Genomic DNA, 13962 nt, shown 5'->3' on the forward strand with positions numbered 1-13962 from the left:
CGCGGGTGATCCTTACCCTGGCCGCAGATAGCGAACAGCGAGGCGTAGGATGTCCGAGGCGCTCACTCCCGGATTCATGGTGGTACATGGCAATCGGCTCGAGGAGCTGCGTGGCCTGGCGGTCGGCTGGATGCGGCGGTATCCCCTGGCGCCGCTGGAAAACGAACAGGTGCTGGTGCAGAGCAATGGCATCGCCCAGTGGCTCAAGCTGGCGCTGGCCGAGGATCCGCGCGGTGATGATGAGGGTGGCTGCGGGGTCGCTGCGGCTCTCGAGGTGCAGTTGCCGGCGGCCTTCCTCTGGCGGACCTATCGCCAGGTATTGGGGCGTGACCAGGTCCCGCCATCCTCGCCGCTGGACCGCGCGCCCCTGACCTGGCGCCTGATGCGGCTCCTGCCGACCCTGCTCCTGCAACCGGACTTCGCCGCCCTGCGGCGCTTTCTCGACGATGACGGCGATCTGCGCAAGCGCTATCAGCTGGCCGAGCGCCTGGCCGATCTCTATGACGGCTACCAGGTCTATCGCGCCGACTGGCTCAACGACTGGGCGGCGGGGCGCGATCTGCTGGCCAGCCTGCGCGACGGCCGGCGTCCCTTGCCGGAAAGTTGCCGCTGGCAGGCGCAGCTGTGGCGGGCGCTGCTGGACGATGTGGGCGACGGCGGTCTGGCCCGCAGTCGCGCCGGCGTGCACCGGCGCTTCCTGGAGATCATGCAGGCGGCGACCGAGCCGCCAGCCGGGCTGCCGCGGCGGGTGGTGATCTTTGGCTTGTCGGCGATTCCGGCGCAGACCCTCGAAGCCCTGGCCGCGCTGGCGCGCTTCAGCCAGGTGCTGCTCTGCGTGCACAATCCCTGTCGCCATCACTGGTCCGACATCGTTGCCGACCAGGATCTGCTGCGGCAGAACTATCGCCGCCAGCAGCGCAAGCCGGGCATGCCACAGACCTTGGATGCCGAGGCGCTGCACCAGCACGGCCAGCCGCTGCTAGCGAGCTGGGGCAAGCAGGGCCGCGACTACATCCATCTGCTGGACGAATTCGACGAACCCGATGGCTATCGCCGCCTGTTCGAGGACCTCAATGGCGGGCGCATCGACCTCTTCGCCGAGGCCGAACTCCAGCACCTGCTCGGCCAGTTGCAGGACGACATCCTCGAATTGCGTCCGCTGAGCGAGACCCGCGAGCGCTGGCCGGCGGTCGATCCGGCGCGGGACAGGTCCATGCGCTTCCATGTGGCCCACAGTCCCCAGCGCGAGGTGGAGATTCTTCACGACCAGCTGCTGGCGCGCTTCAACAGCGATAGCAGCCTCCGGCCGCGCGACGTCATCGTCATGGTGCCGGACATCGATGCCTATGCGCCGCATATCCGCGCGGTATTCGGCCAGCTTGAGCGTGGCGATCCGCGCTTCATCCCCTTCAGCCTGGCCGACCAGCACCAGCGCGGTTTCCAACCCTTGCTGATCGCCCTGGAGCACCTGCTGCAGCTGCCCGACAGCCGCTTCGCCCTGAGCGAGATCCTCGATCTGCTGGACGTGCCGGCGCTGCGCGCCCGCTTCGGCCTGCGCGAGGGCGATCTGCCAACCCTGCACCTCTGGCTGGAAGGCGCTGGCGTGCGCTGGGGACTGGATGCCGAGCAGCGCAGTCGCCTTGATCTGCCGGAAGGGCTGATGCAGAACACCTGGCGCTTCGGCCTGAGGCGCATGCTGTTGGGCTACGCCGTCGGCAGCGGCGCGGCCCTGGGCGATATCGAGCCCTTCGACGAGGTGGGCGGCCTGGATGCGGCTCTGGTCGGGCCGCTGGTGGACCTGCTCGATGCTCTGGACGCGGCCCAGGCGGCGCTGGCCCAGCCGGCGCGACCGGCGGAGTGGGGCGCCCGCCTGCAGGCGCTGCTGGCGCTGTTCTTCAGCCCTCAGGACGAGCTCGACGAATACCTGCTGGAGCAGCTGGAGAATCTGCGCGAGCGCTGGCTGGAATTGTGCGAAGACGTGGCGCTGGACGAGGAGCTGCCGCTCACCGTGGTGCGCGAGGCCTGGCTGGCGGGGCTGGACAGCGGGGGCCTGGCCCAGCGCTTTCTCGCTGGCGCGGTCAATTTCTGCACCCTGATGCCCATGCGCGCCATTCCCTTCCGGGTGGTCTGCCTGCTGGGTATGCACGATGGCGCCTATCCGCGCATCCAGTCGCCACTGGATTTCGATCTCATGGCTCAGGACTACCGTCCCGGTGATCGCTCGCGACGGGAGGACGACCGCTATCTGCTGCTGGAAGCGCTGCTCTCGGCGCGCGATCAGTTCTATGTCAGCTGGGTGGGGCGCAGCATCCGCGACAACAGCGAGCGCCCGCCGTCGGTGCTGGTCGCCCAGTTGCGCGACCATCTCCAGGCCGGTTGGCGGCTGGCCGGCCATGAAGAGGAGCCGGAGCGTCTGCTCACGGCCCTGACCCAGGAGCATCCCCTGCAACCCTTCAGTGCCCGCTACTTCCGCGGCGAGCGCGGCTATTTCAGCTTCGCGGCCGAGTGGCTGGGCGTGCATGACAGCACCACGCGCGACGAGGATGAGTTGTTGCCGCCGCTGGTGCCCGAAGAACCCCTGGGCCTCGATGATCTCGCGCGGTTTCTGCGCGGACCGGTGGACCTGTTCTTCGCCAATCGCCTCAAGGTGCATTTCGCGCCGCCCGATGCGCCGGCGGAAGACGAAGAGCCTTTCGGCCTGGACGCCCTGACCCGCTACCAGTTGGGCGAAGACCTGCTGGCGGCGGCTTTGGCCGCGCCGGCCGAGGCGGATCAGGCGCTTATGGCCGCCGCGGAGCGCCTGCGCGGCAGTGGTCGGCTGCCGCTGGCGGGTTTTGGCGAGCGGGCCGGGCGGGCCTTGCGCGAGCCGCTGCCCGCCGTGGTGGCCCAGGTCGAGGCCCTGATTCTGCGCTGGCCCGAACCCCTGGAAGAGGCCCTGACCCTGGATATCGAACATCGCGAGCTGCAACTGGTGGCCAACCTCGAACGGCTGCGCCGCGGTCCCGAGGGCCTGCTGGCCCTGACCGCCCAGGCCAATGGCCTGGGCAATACGCGCACCCGCAAGTGGCACCGGCTGCTGCGCCCCTGGGTACAGCATCTGGTCGCCGCGGCCGGCGGGCTGCAGCTGACCACCGCGGTGGTGGCGACCGATCTGACCCTGTTGCTGGCGCCACTGGACGCCGAGCTGGCCCGCCGTCAGCTGAACGAATTACTGGACGCCTGGGCCCTGGGGCAGCGGCGGCCGCTTCCCGTCGCGCCCCGCACCGCCTTCGCCTGGCTGGCCAATGACCCGGACAAGGCCCTGGCCGCGGCCGAGCAGGTCTATCAGGGCGAGGCGGCAACCCATCCGGCGCTGCGTCGGCAGTATCCGGACTTCGCCGCCTTGCTGGCCGACGAGGAATTCGACGGCTGGTGCCAGACCCTCTATGCACCGGTGCACACCGCCGGCTGGCAGGTGGTGGGCGGGGAGGGGCAGGCATGAGTCAGCGTCCGCTCGCCCTGCGCTTTCCGTTGCAGGGCAATCAGCTGATCGAGGCCAGTGCCGGAACGGGCAAGACCTTCACCATCTCCGCACTCTATGTACGTCTGGTGCTGGGCCACGGTACGCCCGAGACGGCCTTCGGCCGCGAACTGCTGCCGCCCCAGATCCTGGTGGTGACCTTTACCGAGGCCGCCACCCAGGAATTGCGCGATCGTATTCGCCATCGCCTGGCCGAGGCGGCGCGCTTCTTTCGCGACGAGATCGCCGCGCCCGATCCGCTGCTCGCCGAGTTGCGCGAGGACTTTCCGGTCGAGGCCTGGGCCGATTGCGCCCGGCGCCTGGACATCGCCGCCCAGTGGATGGACGAGGCGGCCGTCTCCACCATCCACAGCTGGTGCCAGCGCATGCTGCGCGAGCACGCCTTCGACAGCGGCAGTCTGTTCGTGCAGAACCTGGAGCAGGACCAGAGCGAATTACTCGCCCAGGTGGTGCGCGACTACTGGCGACGCTTTTGCTATCCGCTGGAGGGCGAGGCGCTGGACTGGGTGATTGAGCACTGGGGCGAGCCCCGCGCCCTGGCCGCGCGCCTGCGACCCTTGCTGAGCGAGGCCCTGGGCGCGCCCCAGGGTGAACCGGCCGCCTTGTTGGCCACCGCCCTGACGGAGCGTCGCGAGCGGTTGGCACGACTCAAGGCGCCCTGGGCCCGGTGGGCGGAAGAGGTGCGCGACCTCTGCCAGGCCGGCTGCGACGCCAAGGTGGTCGACGGTCGCAAGTTGCAGAAGCGATTCTTCGGGCCCTGGTGCGACAAGCTGGTTGCCTGGGCGGACAACCCCGCCAGCGAGGACCTGGATATCGGCACCGGCTTTACCCGGCTGACCGAGGAGGGCTTCGCCGAGGTCTGGACCAAGGCCAGTCCGCCGGATCATCCGGCCCTGGCGGCCATGGCGCGCTTGCCCGGGCAACTGGCCGAGTTGCCCAGCCCGGAGGTCCCGCTGCTGGAGCACGCGGCGGCCTGGGTCCAGCAGAAATTCGAGCGCGAGAAGCTGCGCCGCGCCGAGCTGGGGTTCGACGACATCCTCACCCGTCTGGATCGGGCGCTGCAGGCCGATGGCGCCGGCGCGCGGCTGGCGGCGCTGATCCGCGAGCAATTCCCGGTGGCACTGATCGACGAATTCCAGGACACCGACCCGGTACAGTACCGCATCTTCAGCAGCGTCTATGGCGCGGGGGAGGGCACCGGGCTGTTCCTGATCGGCGATCCCAAGCAGGCCATCTATGCCTTCCGTGGCGCCGATATCCATACCTATCTGCAGGCGCGGCGTGCCAATGCCGGCCACCTGCACTCGCTGGACACCAACTTCCGTTCCACCGCCGCCATGGTCGCGGCGGTCAACCAGGTGTTCGCCCATGGCGAGGCCACGGCCCCGCGGGCGGCCTTCCTCTTCCGCCAGGGCGAGGACAATCCGGTGCCCTTCGAGCCGGTCCGCGCCCAGGGGCGGCGTGAAGCGCTGGAGATCGACGGCACGCCGGGTGCGGCCCTGACCTTCTGGCAGCTGGCCGGCGACGAGCCCCTGGCCGGCACCGCCTATCGCGCCGCCCTGGCCGAGAGCACCGCCAGTGAGATCGTCCGGTTGCTGACCCTGGCCGCCGAGGCCAAGGCCGGCTTTCGGCGCGAAGACGGCGAGTTCACGCCACTGCGGCCCGCCGACATCGCCATCCTGGTGCGCGCCGGCAGCGAGGCCCAGGCGGTACGCCAGGCGCTGGTGCGGCGCGGGGTGCGCAGCGTCTATCTGTCGGACAAGGATTCGGTGTTCACCGCCCAGGAGGCCCGCTGTCTGCTGGACTGGCTCAAGGCCTGCGCCGAGCCCGATGTGGATCGCCGGCTGCGTGCGGCCCTGGGCAGCCTGACCCTCGACCTGCCCTTGGCCGAACTGGATGCCCTCAACCACGACGAGCAGGCCTGGGAGGCGCGGGTGTTGCAATTCCGCGGCTATCGCCAGCTATGGCGCGGCCAGGGCGTGCTGCCCATGCTGCGCCGCCTGCTGCAGGACTTCCGCCTGCCGCAGCGGCTGATGGCCCGCGCCGATGGCGAGCGGGTGCTGACCAATCTGCTGCACCTCGCCGAACTGCTGCAGCGTGCCGCCGGCGAGCTTGACGGCGAGCAGGCGCTGATCCGCCACCTGGCCGAGCAACTGGCCGCCCAGGGCGCCGCCGACGAGCAGATCCTGCGCCTGGAAAGCGACGCCGAGCTGGTCAAGGTGGTGACGGTGCACAAGTCCAAGGGCCTGGAATATCCCCTGGTGTTCCTACCCTTCGCCTGCGCCTATCGCGCCGAAGAAGGCACGACCCTGCCGCTGCGCTATCACGACGATCAGGGCCAGCTGCGCCGCACCTTCAAGCCCTCCGCCGAGGAACTGGCCCGCGCCGACGACGAGCGCCTGGCCGAAGACCTGCGCCTGCTCTATGTCGCCCTGACCCGGGCCCGCCATGCCTGCTGGGTCGGGGTGGCCGATCTCAAGCGCGGGCGCAGCAAGGAATCCGGCTTCGCCCGCAGTGCCCTCGGCTACCTGGCCACCGGCGGCGAGCCCCTGGCGAGTTCGGCGGCCCTGGGCACTGCCCTGACCACCCTGATCGGCGCCCAGCCCGATACCCTTATCCTGCCGCTCCCCGAAGCCAGTCCGGCACGCCTGCCCGAAGCCCGCGAAGCGCCGGTGACCTTCAAGGCGCTGACGGCGCGTCGGGCGGCCCGCGAGGACTGGTGGATCGCCTCCTACAGCGCCCTGCGGATCGGTACGCGCCTGGGCGAGGCGCGGGAAGAGGGCCCGTTCAATCTGGAGCTGGACCTGGATACCCCGGCGGCCCAGAAGCTGTTCGACGACGACCGCCTCGCTCCCGACGAGGCCCGCCAGCCCGCAGCCGGTGAAGACCTGCATCGCTTTCCCCGCGGCCCCGGCCCGGGCACCTTCCTGCACAGCCTGCTGGAGTGGGTCGGCGAGGAAGGCTTCACCGCCATCCAGGCGGCGCCCGAGCGGCTGGACGACCTGATCGCCCGGCGTTGTCAGCGGCGCGGCTGGAATCACTGGATTCCCATCCTGCAGGGCTGGCTGCGCCAGTTGCTGGCGCTGCCGCTGCCCCTGCCGGGGGGCAGCCAGCGCCTGGGCGAACTGGCGCGCTACCAGGTGGAGATGGAATTCTGGTTCGCCACCCATGGCGTCGATCTGGAGCGGCTGGATGACCTGGTGAGTCGTGGTACCCACCGCGGCCAGGTGCGGCCGATGCTGGAGCCGGGGCAGCTCAACGGCCTGTTCAAGGGCTTCATCGATCTGGTCTTCGAACACGAGGGGCGCTATTTCGTGGTGGACTACAAGTCCAACTGGCTGGGCGCCGAAGCCGGCGCCTATACCCGCGCGGCCATGGAGGAGGCCGTCCTGACCAAGCGCTATGACCTGCAGTACGTGCTCTACAGCCTGGCCGTTCACCGGCTGCTCAAGGCGCGGCTGCCCGACTACAGCTACGAGCGCCACTTCGGCGGCGCCGTCTACCTCTTCCTGCGCGGCTGCGATCCGGCCGGCCACGGCGTCTTCGTCGAGCGGCCCGCCCAGGCGCTGATCGAGACCCTGGATCTGTTGTTCAGCGGTGCGGAGAATGCCCATGTCTGATTTCAGCCCCGCCACCGAACGGCTGCTGCGCCTGGCGTCCCTGGCCCAGGAGCGCCCGCTTGCCCCGCTCGAACAGCGGGACGACCTCTTTCGCCTGCTGGAGCTCTGGGTGCAGCGCGGCTGGTTGCGCCAGGTGGACCGGGCCTTCACCGGCTTTCTCGGCGAACTCGAACCCCAGGGCGACTCGGCGGTGCTGCTGGCCGCGGCCCTGGCCAGCCATCAGCTCGGCCATGGCCATGTCTGCCTGGATCTCGCCGCCACCCTGCGCAATCCCGATGCCGCCCTGTCACTGCCGCCCGAGGGCGACGAGGCGCGCGCCTCGCTCTTGCCGTCGCAACTGCTGCATGGCCAGACCCTCGAGGCCTGGCAGCAGGCGCTGCTGGCCAGCGACCTGGTCGATGGCGACGGCAGCTGTCCGGAACGACCGCTGGTGCTGGGTGGCGAGCGCCTCTACCTGCGTCGCTACTGGAATTACGAACGCGCGGTGGCGGCCAGCCTGCGCCAGCGCCTGGCCACCCCCGAGCCGCTGCCGGCGGATCTCGCCGAGCGTCTCGACCGGCTGTTTCCGCCGGACCCCGACGCGGGTGGCGAACCCGACTGGCAGAAACTGGCCTGCGCCCTGGCGGTGCGCGGTGCCTTCAGCATCGTCACCGGCGGACCCGGTACCGGCAAGACCACCACCGTGGTGCGCCTGCTGGCGCTGCTCCAGGCGCCCGCGGTGGCGGCCGGTCGTCCCTTGCGCATCCGCCTGGCCGCACCGACCGGCAAGGCGGCCGCGCGCCTCACCGAATCCATCGGCGGCCAGGTCAGTCGCCTGCCGGTGGACGAGGAGCTGCGCCGGCACATCCCCACCGGGGTGACCACGGTGCACCGGCTGCTGGGCAGTCGGCCCAATACCCGCCATTTCCGCCATCACCGCGGGCATCCCCTGCCGCTGGACGTGCTGGTGGTGGACGAAGCCTCGATGATCGACCTGGAAATGATGGCCAGCCTGCTGGCGGCCTTGCCGCCGCGGGCGCGCCTGGTGCTGCTGGGTGACAAGGATCAGCTGGCTTCGGTGGAGGCGGGCGCGGTGCTGGGTGATCTCTGCCGTGATGCCGAAGCCGGACGCTACAGCCCCGCCACCCGCGCCTGGCTGGAAGCCGTGAGTGGCCAGTCGCTGGCCCAGACGGCCCTGGCGGTCGGCGACGATCAGGCTGACGCCCTGGCGCAGCAGGTGGTGATGCTCAGGCGCTCACGGCGTTTCGGCGCCGGCAGCGGGATCGGCCAGCTGGCCCGCCGGGTCAATGCCCAGGACGGCCAGGGTGCTCAGCAGGTGCTTGTCGACGGCGGCTATGCCGATCTCCATCGGGTGCTGCTCAAGGGGCCGGAGGATCGCGCCCTGGAACGCCTGGTGCTGGAGGGACGCGGGCGCGCCCGGGGCTATCGTCATTATCTCGAGGTCCTGCAGGATGCGCGGCCCCAACTGGATACCGTCCTGGAGGATCCCGCCTGGACGCTCTGGGCCGGCCAGGTATTGGCCGCCTTCGACGACTTCCAGCTGCTCTGCGCCGTGCGCAAGGGCCCCTGGGGCGTGGAAGGCCTCAACCTGCGCATCGCCAGCGCCCTGCTGGCGGCGGGCCTGCTCGCGGGCGAGCACGGCTGGTACGAGGGCCGTCCGGTGCTGGTGACGCGCAACGACTACAGCCTGGGGCTGATGAACGGCGACATCGGCATCACCCTCTGCCTGCCCGATGCCAACCAGCCGGGTCGCAAGGTCCTGCGGGTCGCCTTTCCCCGCGGCGATGGCAGCGGCGGTCTGAGATTCGTCCTGCCCAGCCGGTTGGCGGCGGTGGAGACGGTGTTCGCCATGACCGTGCATAAGTCCCAGGGCTCGGAATTCGCCCACACGGCACTCCTGCTGCCTGAGCAGCTCAGTCCGGTGCTGACCAAGGAGCTGGTCTATACCGGCATCACCCGGGCGCGCGATGATTTCACCCTGATCGAGGCCCGGAGCGGCATCTTCGCCGAGGCGGTGGCCCGTCGGGTCCGCCGCGTCAGCGGCCTGGACCTGGATTTGCGAAACACTGTGTAAATGTACAGATAAACGCTGGACGCTCCCCTCGCGCCTGCCTAAGGTGAGGGGAGCCGTCCGCGATGAGAGCGCCATGACTTCCCTGCCTTTCGTTTCCCTTGTGCTTCCCCTGTTGCTGCTGGCCGGCTGGGCGGGTTCGGCCGTCTGGCTGACCGGGCGCCAGCGCTATCTGCAACAGCAACTCGACAGCGCCGCCGAGCGCTACGACATGCTGCGCGACGATCTGCAACGCGCCGAGCTGGCCAATGGTCGCCAGGTGGTGGAGCTGGGCGCCGAGCGCGAACGCACCGCCGCCCTGCAGCGCCAGCTGGAGGCCAATCGCGAGCTGGAAGCCGAGTTGCGCCAGCAGACCCGCCAGGCCCAGCTGCAGGCCGCCGAACAGCACGCCCTGGCCGAGGCCACCCGCGCCCAGCTGCAGGGCATCCAGGAGCAGCTCGCCGAGGTGCGCGAGCGCCAGCACCGCGAGCAGCAGCTGCATGCCGAGGTGCAGGAACGCCATGCGCGCCTGACCGAAGAACACGCGACGCTCCGGACCACCCTGGAGCAGAAGGAAGAGCACTTCCAGGCGCAGCAACAGCTGCTGCGCGAGAGTCGCGAGCAACTCAAGCTGGAATTCGAGCAACTGGCCGGACGCATCTTCGACGCCAAGGGCCAGGCCTTCGCCCAGCACAGCCAGCAATCCCTGGATGCGCTGCTACGGCCCTTCCGCGAGCAGATCGAGGGTTTTCGCGCCAAGGTCGAGGACATCCACCACAAGGATGTGCAGCAGCAGGCGGCCCTCGGCCAGCAACTGCTCGACCTCAAGGAGCTCAACCGCCAGATCACCCAGGAGGCCCACGACCTGGCCACCGCCCTGCGCGGCCAGAAGAAGGCCCAGGGCAACTGGGGCGAACTCATCCTGGAAAACGTGTTGGAACGCTCGGGCCTGCGCGAGGGGCGCGACTTCGTCCGCGAACGCAGCTTCACCACCGAGACCGGCCGCCGGCGGCCGGACGTGCTGGTCCATCTGCCACAGAAGAAGCACCTGGTGGTGGACGCCAAGGTGTCGCTCAACGCCTATACCCGCTACGTCAACAGCGAAGACGAGGGCGAGCGGCGCCTGGCCCTGGGCGAGCACGTGCGCGCCGTGGGCGAGCGTATCCGCGAACTGGCCGATCGCGAATACTTCAGCCTGCCGGGGCTGAATTCGCCGGAGATGGTCTTCCTGTTCATCCCCATCGAATCGGCCTTCGTCGAGGCGCTCAAGGCCGACGAGAGTCTGTTCCAGCGCGCCATCGAGCAGAATGTCCTGGTGGCGACGCCGACCACCCTCCTGACCAGCCTCAACATCGTCCGCCAGCTCTGGCGCTTCGAAGACCAGAATCGCCACACCGCCGAACTGGCCGAGCGCGCGGGCAAGGTCTACGACAAGCTGCGCACTTTTCTCGGCAGCATGGACGGCATCGGCAAGAGTCTGGACAAGGCCGGCGAAGCCTATCGCAAGGCCTGCGGCCAACTGGTGGGCGGGCCGGGCAACCTGGTCAAGCAGGTGGCCGACTTCAAGGAACTGGGCGTGGCGGTACGCACCGAGCTGGACGGCCAGTGGACCGAGCGGGCGGAACTGGAGCTGACGATGGTCGAGCTGGAAGCCGCGGCCGAGTCTTCCGACCGGGACTGATTCGCGCAGACCTGACAGGAGAGCCGGAGCTCCGCCTGGACTATTCGGGAGGAGGGCGGTACGCCTGACCGGCGCCAGGCGCACCGGTCAGGACAGTAGGGCTTAGTGGTGCTCGCGGGTGGCGCGGAATTTGATCTCCGGCCAGCGCTCTTCCATCAGCGCCAGGTTGACCCGGGTCGGCGCCAGGTAGGTGAGGTGCCCGCCGCCGTCCACCGCCAGGTTCTCGAAGGCCTTGTTCTTGAAGTCTTCGAGCTTCTTCTTGTCGTCGCATTCGATCCAGCGCGCCGACCAAACGTTGATGGCCTCGTAGGCGCACTCCACCTTGTATTCTTCCTTCAGGCGGCTGGCGACTACGTCGAACTGCAGCACACCCACCGCGCCAAGCACGATGTCGTTGTTGCGCTCGGGGAAGAACACTTGGGTGGCGCCTTCCTCGGCCAGTTCCTGCAGACCCTGGCGCAGCTGCTTGGATTTCAGCGGATCCTTCAGGCGCACGCGGCGGAACAGTTCCGGGGCGAAGTGCGGGATACCGGTGAAGCCCAGGGCTTCGCCTTCGGTGAAGGTGTCGCCGATCTGGATGGTGCCATGGTTGTGCAGGCCGATGATGTCGCCGGCGAAGGCCTCGTCCAGGTGCTCGCGCTCGCTGGAGAAGAAGGTCAGGGCGTCGGCGATCTTCAGATCCTTCTTGATGCGCACATGGCGCAGTTTCATACCCTTCTCGTACTTGCCCGAGCAGATGCGCATGAAGGCGATGCGGTCGCGGTGCTTGGGATCCATGTTTGCCTGGATCTTGAACACGAAGCCGGAGAACTTCTCTTCCACCGGCTCCACCACCCGCTCGTGAGCGGCGCGCGACAGCGGGCGCGGAGCCCAGTCGACCACGGCGTCGAGCACCTGGTCGACGCCGAAGTTGCCCAGCGCGGTACCAAAGAATACCGGGGTCATCTCGCCGCGCAGGAAGGCCTCGCCATCGAATTCGTGGCAGGCGCCCTGGACCAGCTCCAGCTCCTCGACGAAGCGCTCGTAGAGATCGCCCAGGTGCGCGCGGGCCTCGTCGGAGTCCAGCTTGTCGATGGTCTTGGTGGCGATGCGCTCGTGGCCATGACCGGGGGTATAGACGTAGATGCGGTCGTCCGAGAGGTGATAGACGCCCTTGAAGTCGCGATAGCTGCCGATCGGCCAGGTGATGGGCGCGGCCTTGATCTTGAGCACCGCCTCGATCTCGTCGAGCAGTTCGATGGGATCGCGGATGTCGCGGTCGAGCTTGTTTATGAAGCTGACGATGGGCGTGTCGCGCAGGCGGCAGACGTCCATCAGAGCGATGGTGCGGGGTTCGACGCCCTTGCCGCCGTCGAGCACCATCAGCGCCGAGTCCACCGCGGTCAGGGTGCGGTAGGTGTCTTCGGAGAAGTCTTCGTGGCCGGGGGTGTCGAGCAGGTTGATCATGTGCTCGCGATAGGGGAACTGCATCACCGAGGTGGTGATGGAGATGCCGCGCTGCTTTTCCATCTCCATCCAGTCGGAGGTCGCGTGCCGGTCGGATTTGCGCGACTTCACCGTACCCGCGACGGCGATGGCCTGGCCCATCAGCAGCAGCTTTTCGGTGATGGTGGTCTTGCCCGCGTCGGGGTGGGAAATGATGGCGAAGGTACGGCGCTTGGCGACTTCGGCGGCCTGGGTGGTCATGGATGAACCTGGGCGAGAGCGAAAAAAGAGGGGGCGGAGTATAGCAGAGGGCGGCCCCACCGGCTTGAGGTCGGTAGGGCTGCACCAGGCGCCGCTCAGCGCTGCGGCTGGATGTTGCCGTCGCAGCAGGGTGGGGTGCGTTTGCGGCGCACCAGACGCTTGCCCAGCGCCATGCCCGGGACCTCGATGTATCTGTGGGTCAGGCAGGCGAAGGCGAAGACCACCGCCAGTTCCACCACCACCACCAGGTTGTCCAGCAAGACGCTGCCGGTGGCGATGTAGCGGATCATGAAGGGCAGCGGGGCGTCATGGGAGGGCGCCACCACCGTGAGGTCCTGGTGCAGCAACTTGCCCAACACGATGAAGGCGCTCTTGACCACGAAGATCACCGCGGCGTGGCACAGGTAGATCGAATAGGACAGTACCCCCAGGCGCACGAAGAGGCCGTGATGCAGCACGCTGGAGACCAGGCCGCGCTCGAAGGCGAAGGTGAGGATGGTGACGCAGAACACCAGGGTCGCCAGCACGCCTTTCTTGGGCACCGGCAGATCAGAGGTCATCACCGCGGCGCCGGCGATCAGGCAGGCCAGTTCCAGCAGGGTGCCACCGAATTGTCCGCTGTTGTGCTGCTTGATCCAGACATAGAGGCGATAGGTGCAGGCGCCGGCGAAAAAGCACGACAGACCGCGAAAGATTTCGGTCTTCAGCGGCAGGAAGGGAAACAGCAGCTGCACGAAGGCCAGCAGGGCGATCGCCAGGAACCACTGGCGCTGATGACCCTGGCCCTTGAGCACCAGCAGGCCGAAGATCAGATAGAGGTAGAACTCGATGCTGATGCTCCAGGATGGGTAGTTGAAGGAGCCGGTGATGGCCTGGCCCAGCCAGGATTGCAGCAGCAACAGATTGGGCAGGAATTGCTCGGGCGCGGTGGCGCCGCTGAACGCCGGATCGTTGAAGCCGACTCCCAGTTTTTCCGCCAGCAGGCGACCGCACTCCAGCAGCACATAGAGACCCAGCATGGCCAGATGCAGCGGCAGGATCCGCGTCGCGCGACTGATGGCGAAGTCGCGATAATCGTCCAGGGTGCGCAGCCGGCTCTCATAGGTGTGCATGAGCACGAAGCCGCTGAGCACGAAGAAGAACTCGACAAACAGGTAGGCGTTGGCGATCAGCGGATTTTCCGAGGCGGCCTGAGCGACATAGGTGTGAAACAGCACGACGGCGACGGCCAACAGACCGCGAAAGCTATCCAAAGCGACAAATCTTTCCATGGGATATCCCTGAGGGTGCGGCAAGAAGAGGCGAACGGATGCAGCGCTGCCGTTAGGGGGAAAGAGCGGAGGGGTAGTGCGGGAACGTGAAAGCTGACATGGCATCCTGGCTCTTGTGCGTCGCAAGCTTCTTA

6 protein-coding genes are annotated in these 13962 nt (G+C 68.1%); 4 read left to right on the forward strand and 2 right to left on the reverse strand.

What is annotated here, in order from left to right; all coding sequences use genetic code 11:
• The first annotated feature begins 49 nt into the window (after positions 1–49).
• The 4 genes from recC to ACZ5R1_RS04640 all read left to right on the forward strand — a co-directional run bounded on the left by recC (position 50) and on the right by ACZ5R1_RS04640 (position 10871).
• Positions 50–3481 (forward strand): exodeoxyribonuclease V subunit gamma, encoded by a 3432-nt coding sequence (gene recC / locus ACZ5R1_RS04625; protein WP_464712827.1) that lies wholly within the window; start codon positions 50–52, stop codon positions 3479–3481.
• Positions 3478–7140: an exodeoxyribonuclease V subunit beta gene (recB, locus tag ACZ5R1_RS04630; RefSeq protein ID WP_288504740.1), complete on the forward strand. Its 3663-nt coding sequence runs from the start codon at positions 3478–3480 to the stop codon at positions 7138–7140. Before recC ends, recB begins: the two co-directional genes overlap by 4 nt.
• Positions 7133–9214 carry an exodeoxyribonuclease V subunit alpha gene (gene recD / locus ACZ5R1_RS04635; RefSeq protein ID WP_288504743.1) on the forward strand — a complete coding sequence of 694 codons (2082 nt, stop codon included), beginning with the start codon at positions 7133–7135 and terminating at the stop codon, positions 9212–9214. Before recB ends, recD begins: the two co-directional genes overlap by 8 nt.
• A gap of 73 nt (positions 9215–9287) precedes the next feature.
• Complete coding sequence (locus ACZ5R1_RS04640) at positions 9288–10871, forward strand: DNA recombination protein RmuC (protein ID WP_007160936.1); 1584 nt, start codon at positions 9288–9290, stop codon at positions 10869–10871.
• 102 nt (positions 10872–10973) lie between these two features.
• On the opposite strand, the gene ACZ5R1_RS04645 is transcribed toward ACZ5R1_RS04640, so the two are convergent.
• Together ACZ5R1_RS04645 and ACZ5R1_RS04650 are read right to left on the reverse strand one after the other, a co-directional pair.
• Entirely contained in the window at positions 10974–12557 is a 1584-nt protein-coding gene (locus ACZ5R1_RS04645; RefSeq protein ID WP_007160937.1) for a peptide chain release factor 3, read from the reverse strand.
• A gap of 95 nt (positions 12558–12652) precedes the next feature.
• The gene (locus ACZ5R1_RS04650; RefSeq protein WP_027600831.1) at positions 12653–13828 is read right to left on the reverse strand and encodes an acyltransferase family protein; all 1176 of its coding nucleotides are present in this window, start codon (positions 13826–13828) and stop codon (positions 12653–12655) included.
• Between the last annotated feature and the right edge of the window lie 134 nt (positions 13829–13962).

The sequence above is a fragment of the Pseudomonas sp. Pso3 genome (assembly GCF_055393275.1).

Coding starts and splice junctions, on each gene's coding strand:
- ACZ5R1_RS04650 (WP_027600831.1), bottom strand. CDS start 13,828: ATGGAAAGATTTGTCGCTTTGGATAGCTTTCGCGGTCTGTTGGCCGTC.
- recB (WP_288504740.1), top strand. CDS start 3,478: ATGAGTCAGCGTCCGCTCGCCCTGCGCTTTCCGTTGCAGGGCAATCAG.
- ACZ5R1_RS04645 (WP_007160937.1), bottom strand. CDS start 12,557: ATGACCACCCAGGCCGCCGAAGTCGCCAAGCGCCGTACCTTCGCCATC.
- ACZ5R1_RS04640 (WP_007160936.1), top strand. CDS start 9,288: ATGACTTCCCTGCCTTTCGTTTCCCTTGTGCTTCCCCTGTTGCTGCTG.
- recC (WP_464712827.1), top strand. CDS start 50: ATGTCCGAGGCGCTCACTCCCGGATTCATGGTGGTACATGGCAATCGG.
- recD (WP_288504743.1), top strand. CDS start 7,133: ATGTCTGATTTCAGCCCCGCCACCGAACGGCTGCTGCGCCTGGCGTCC.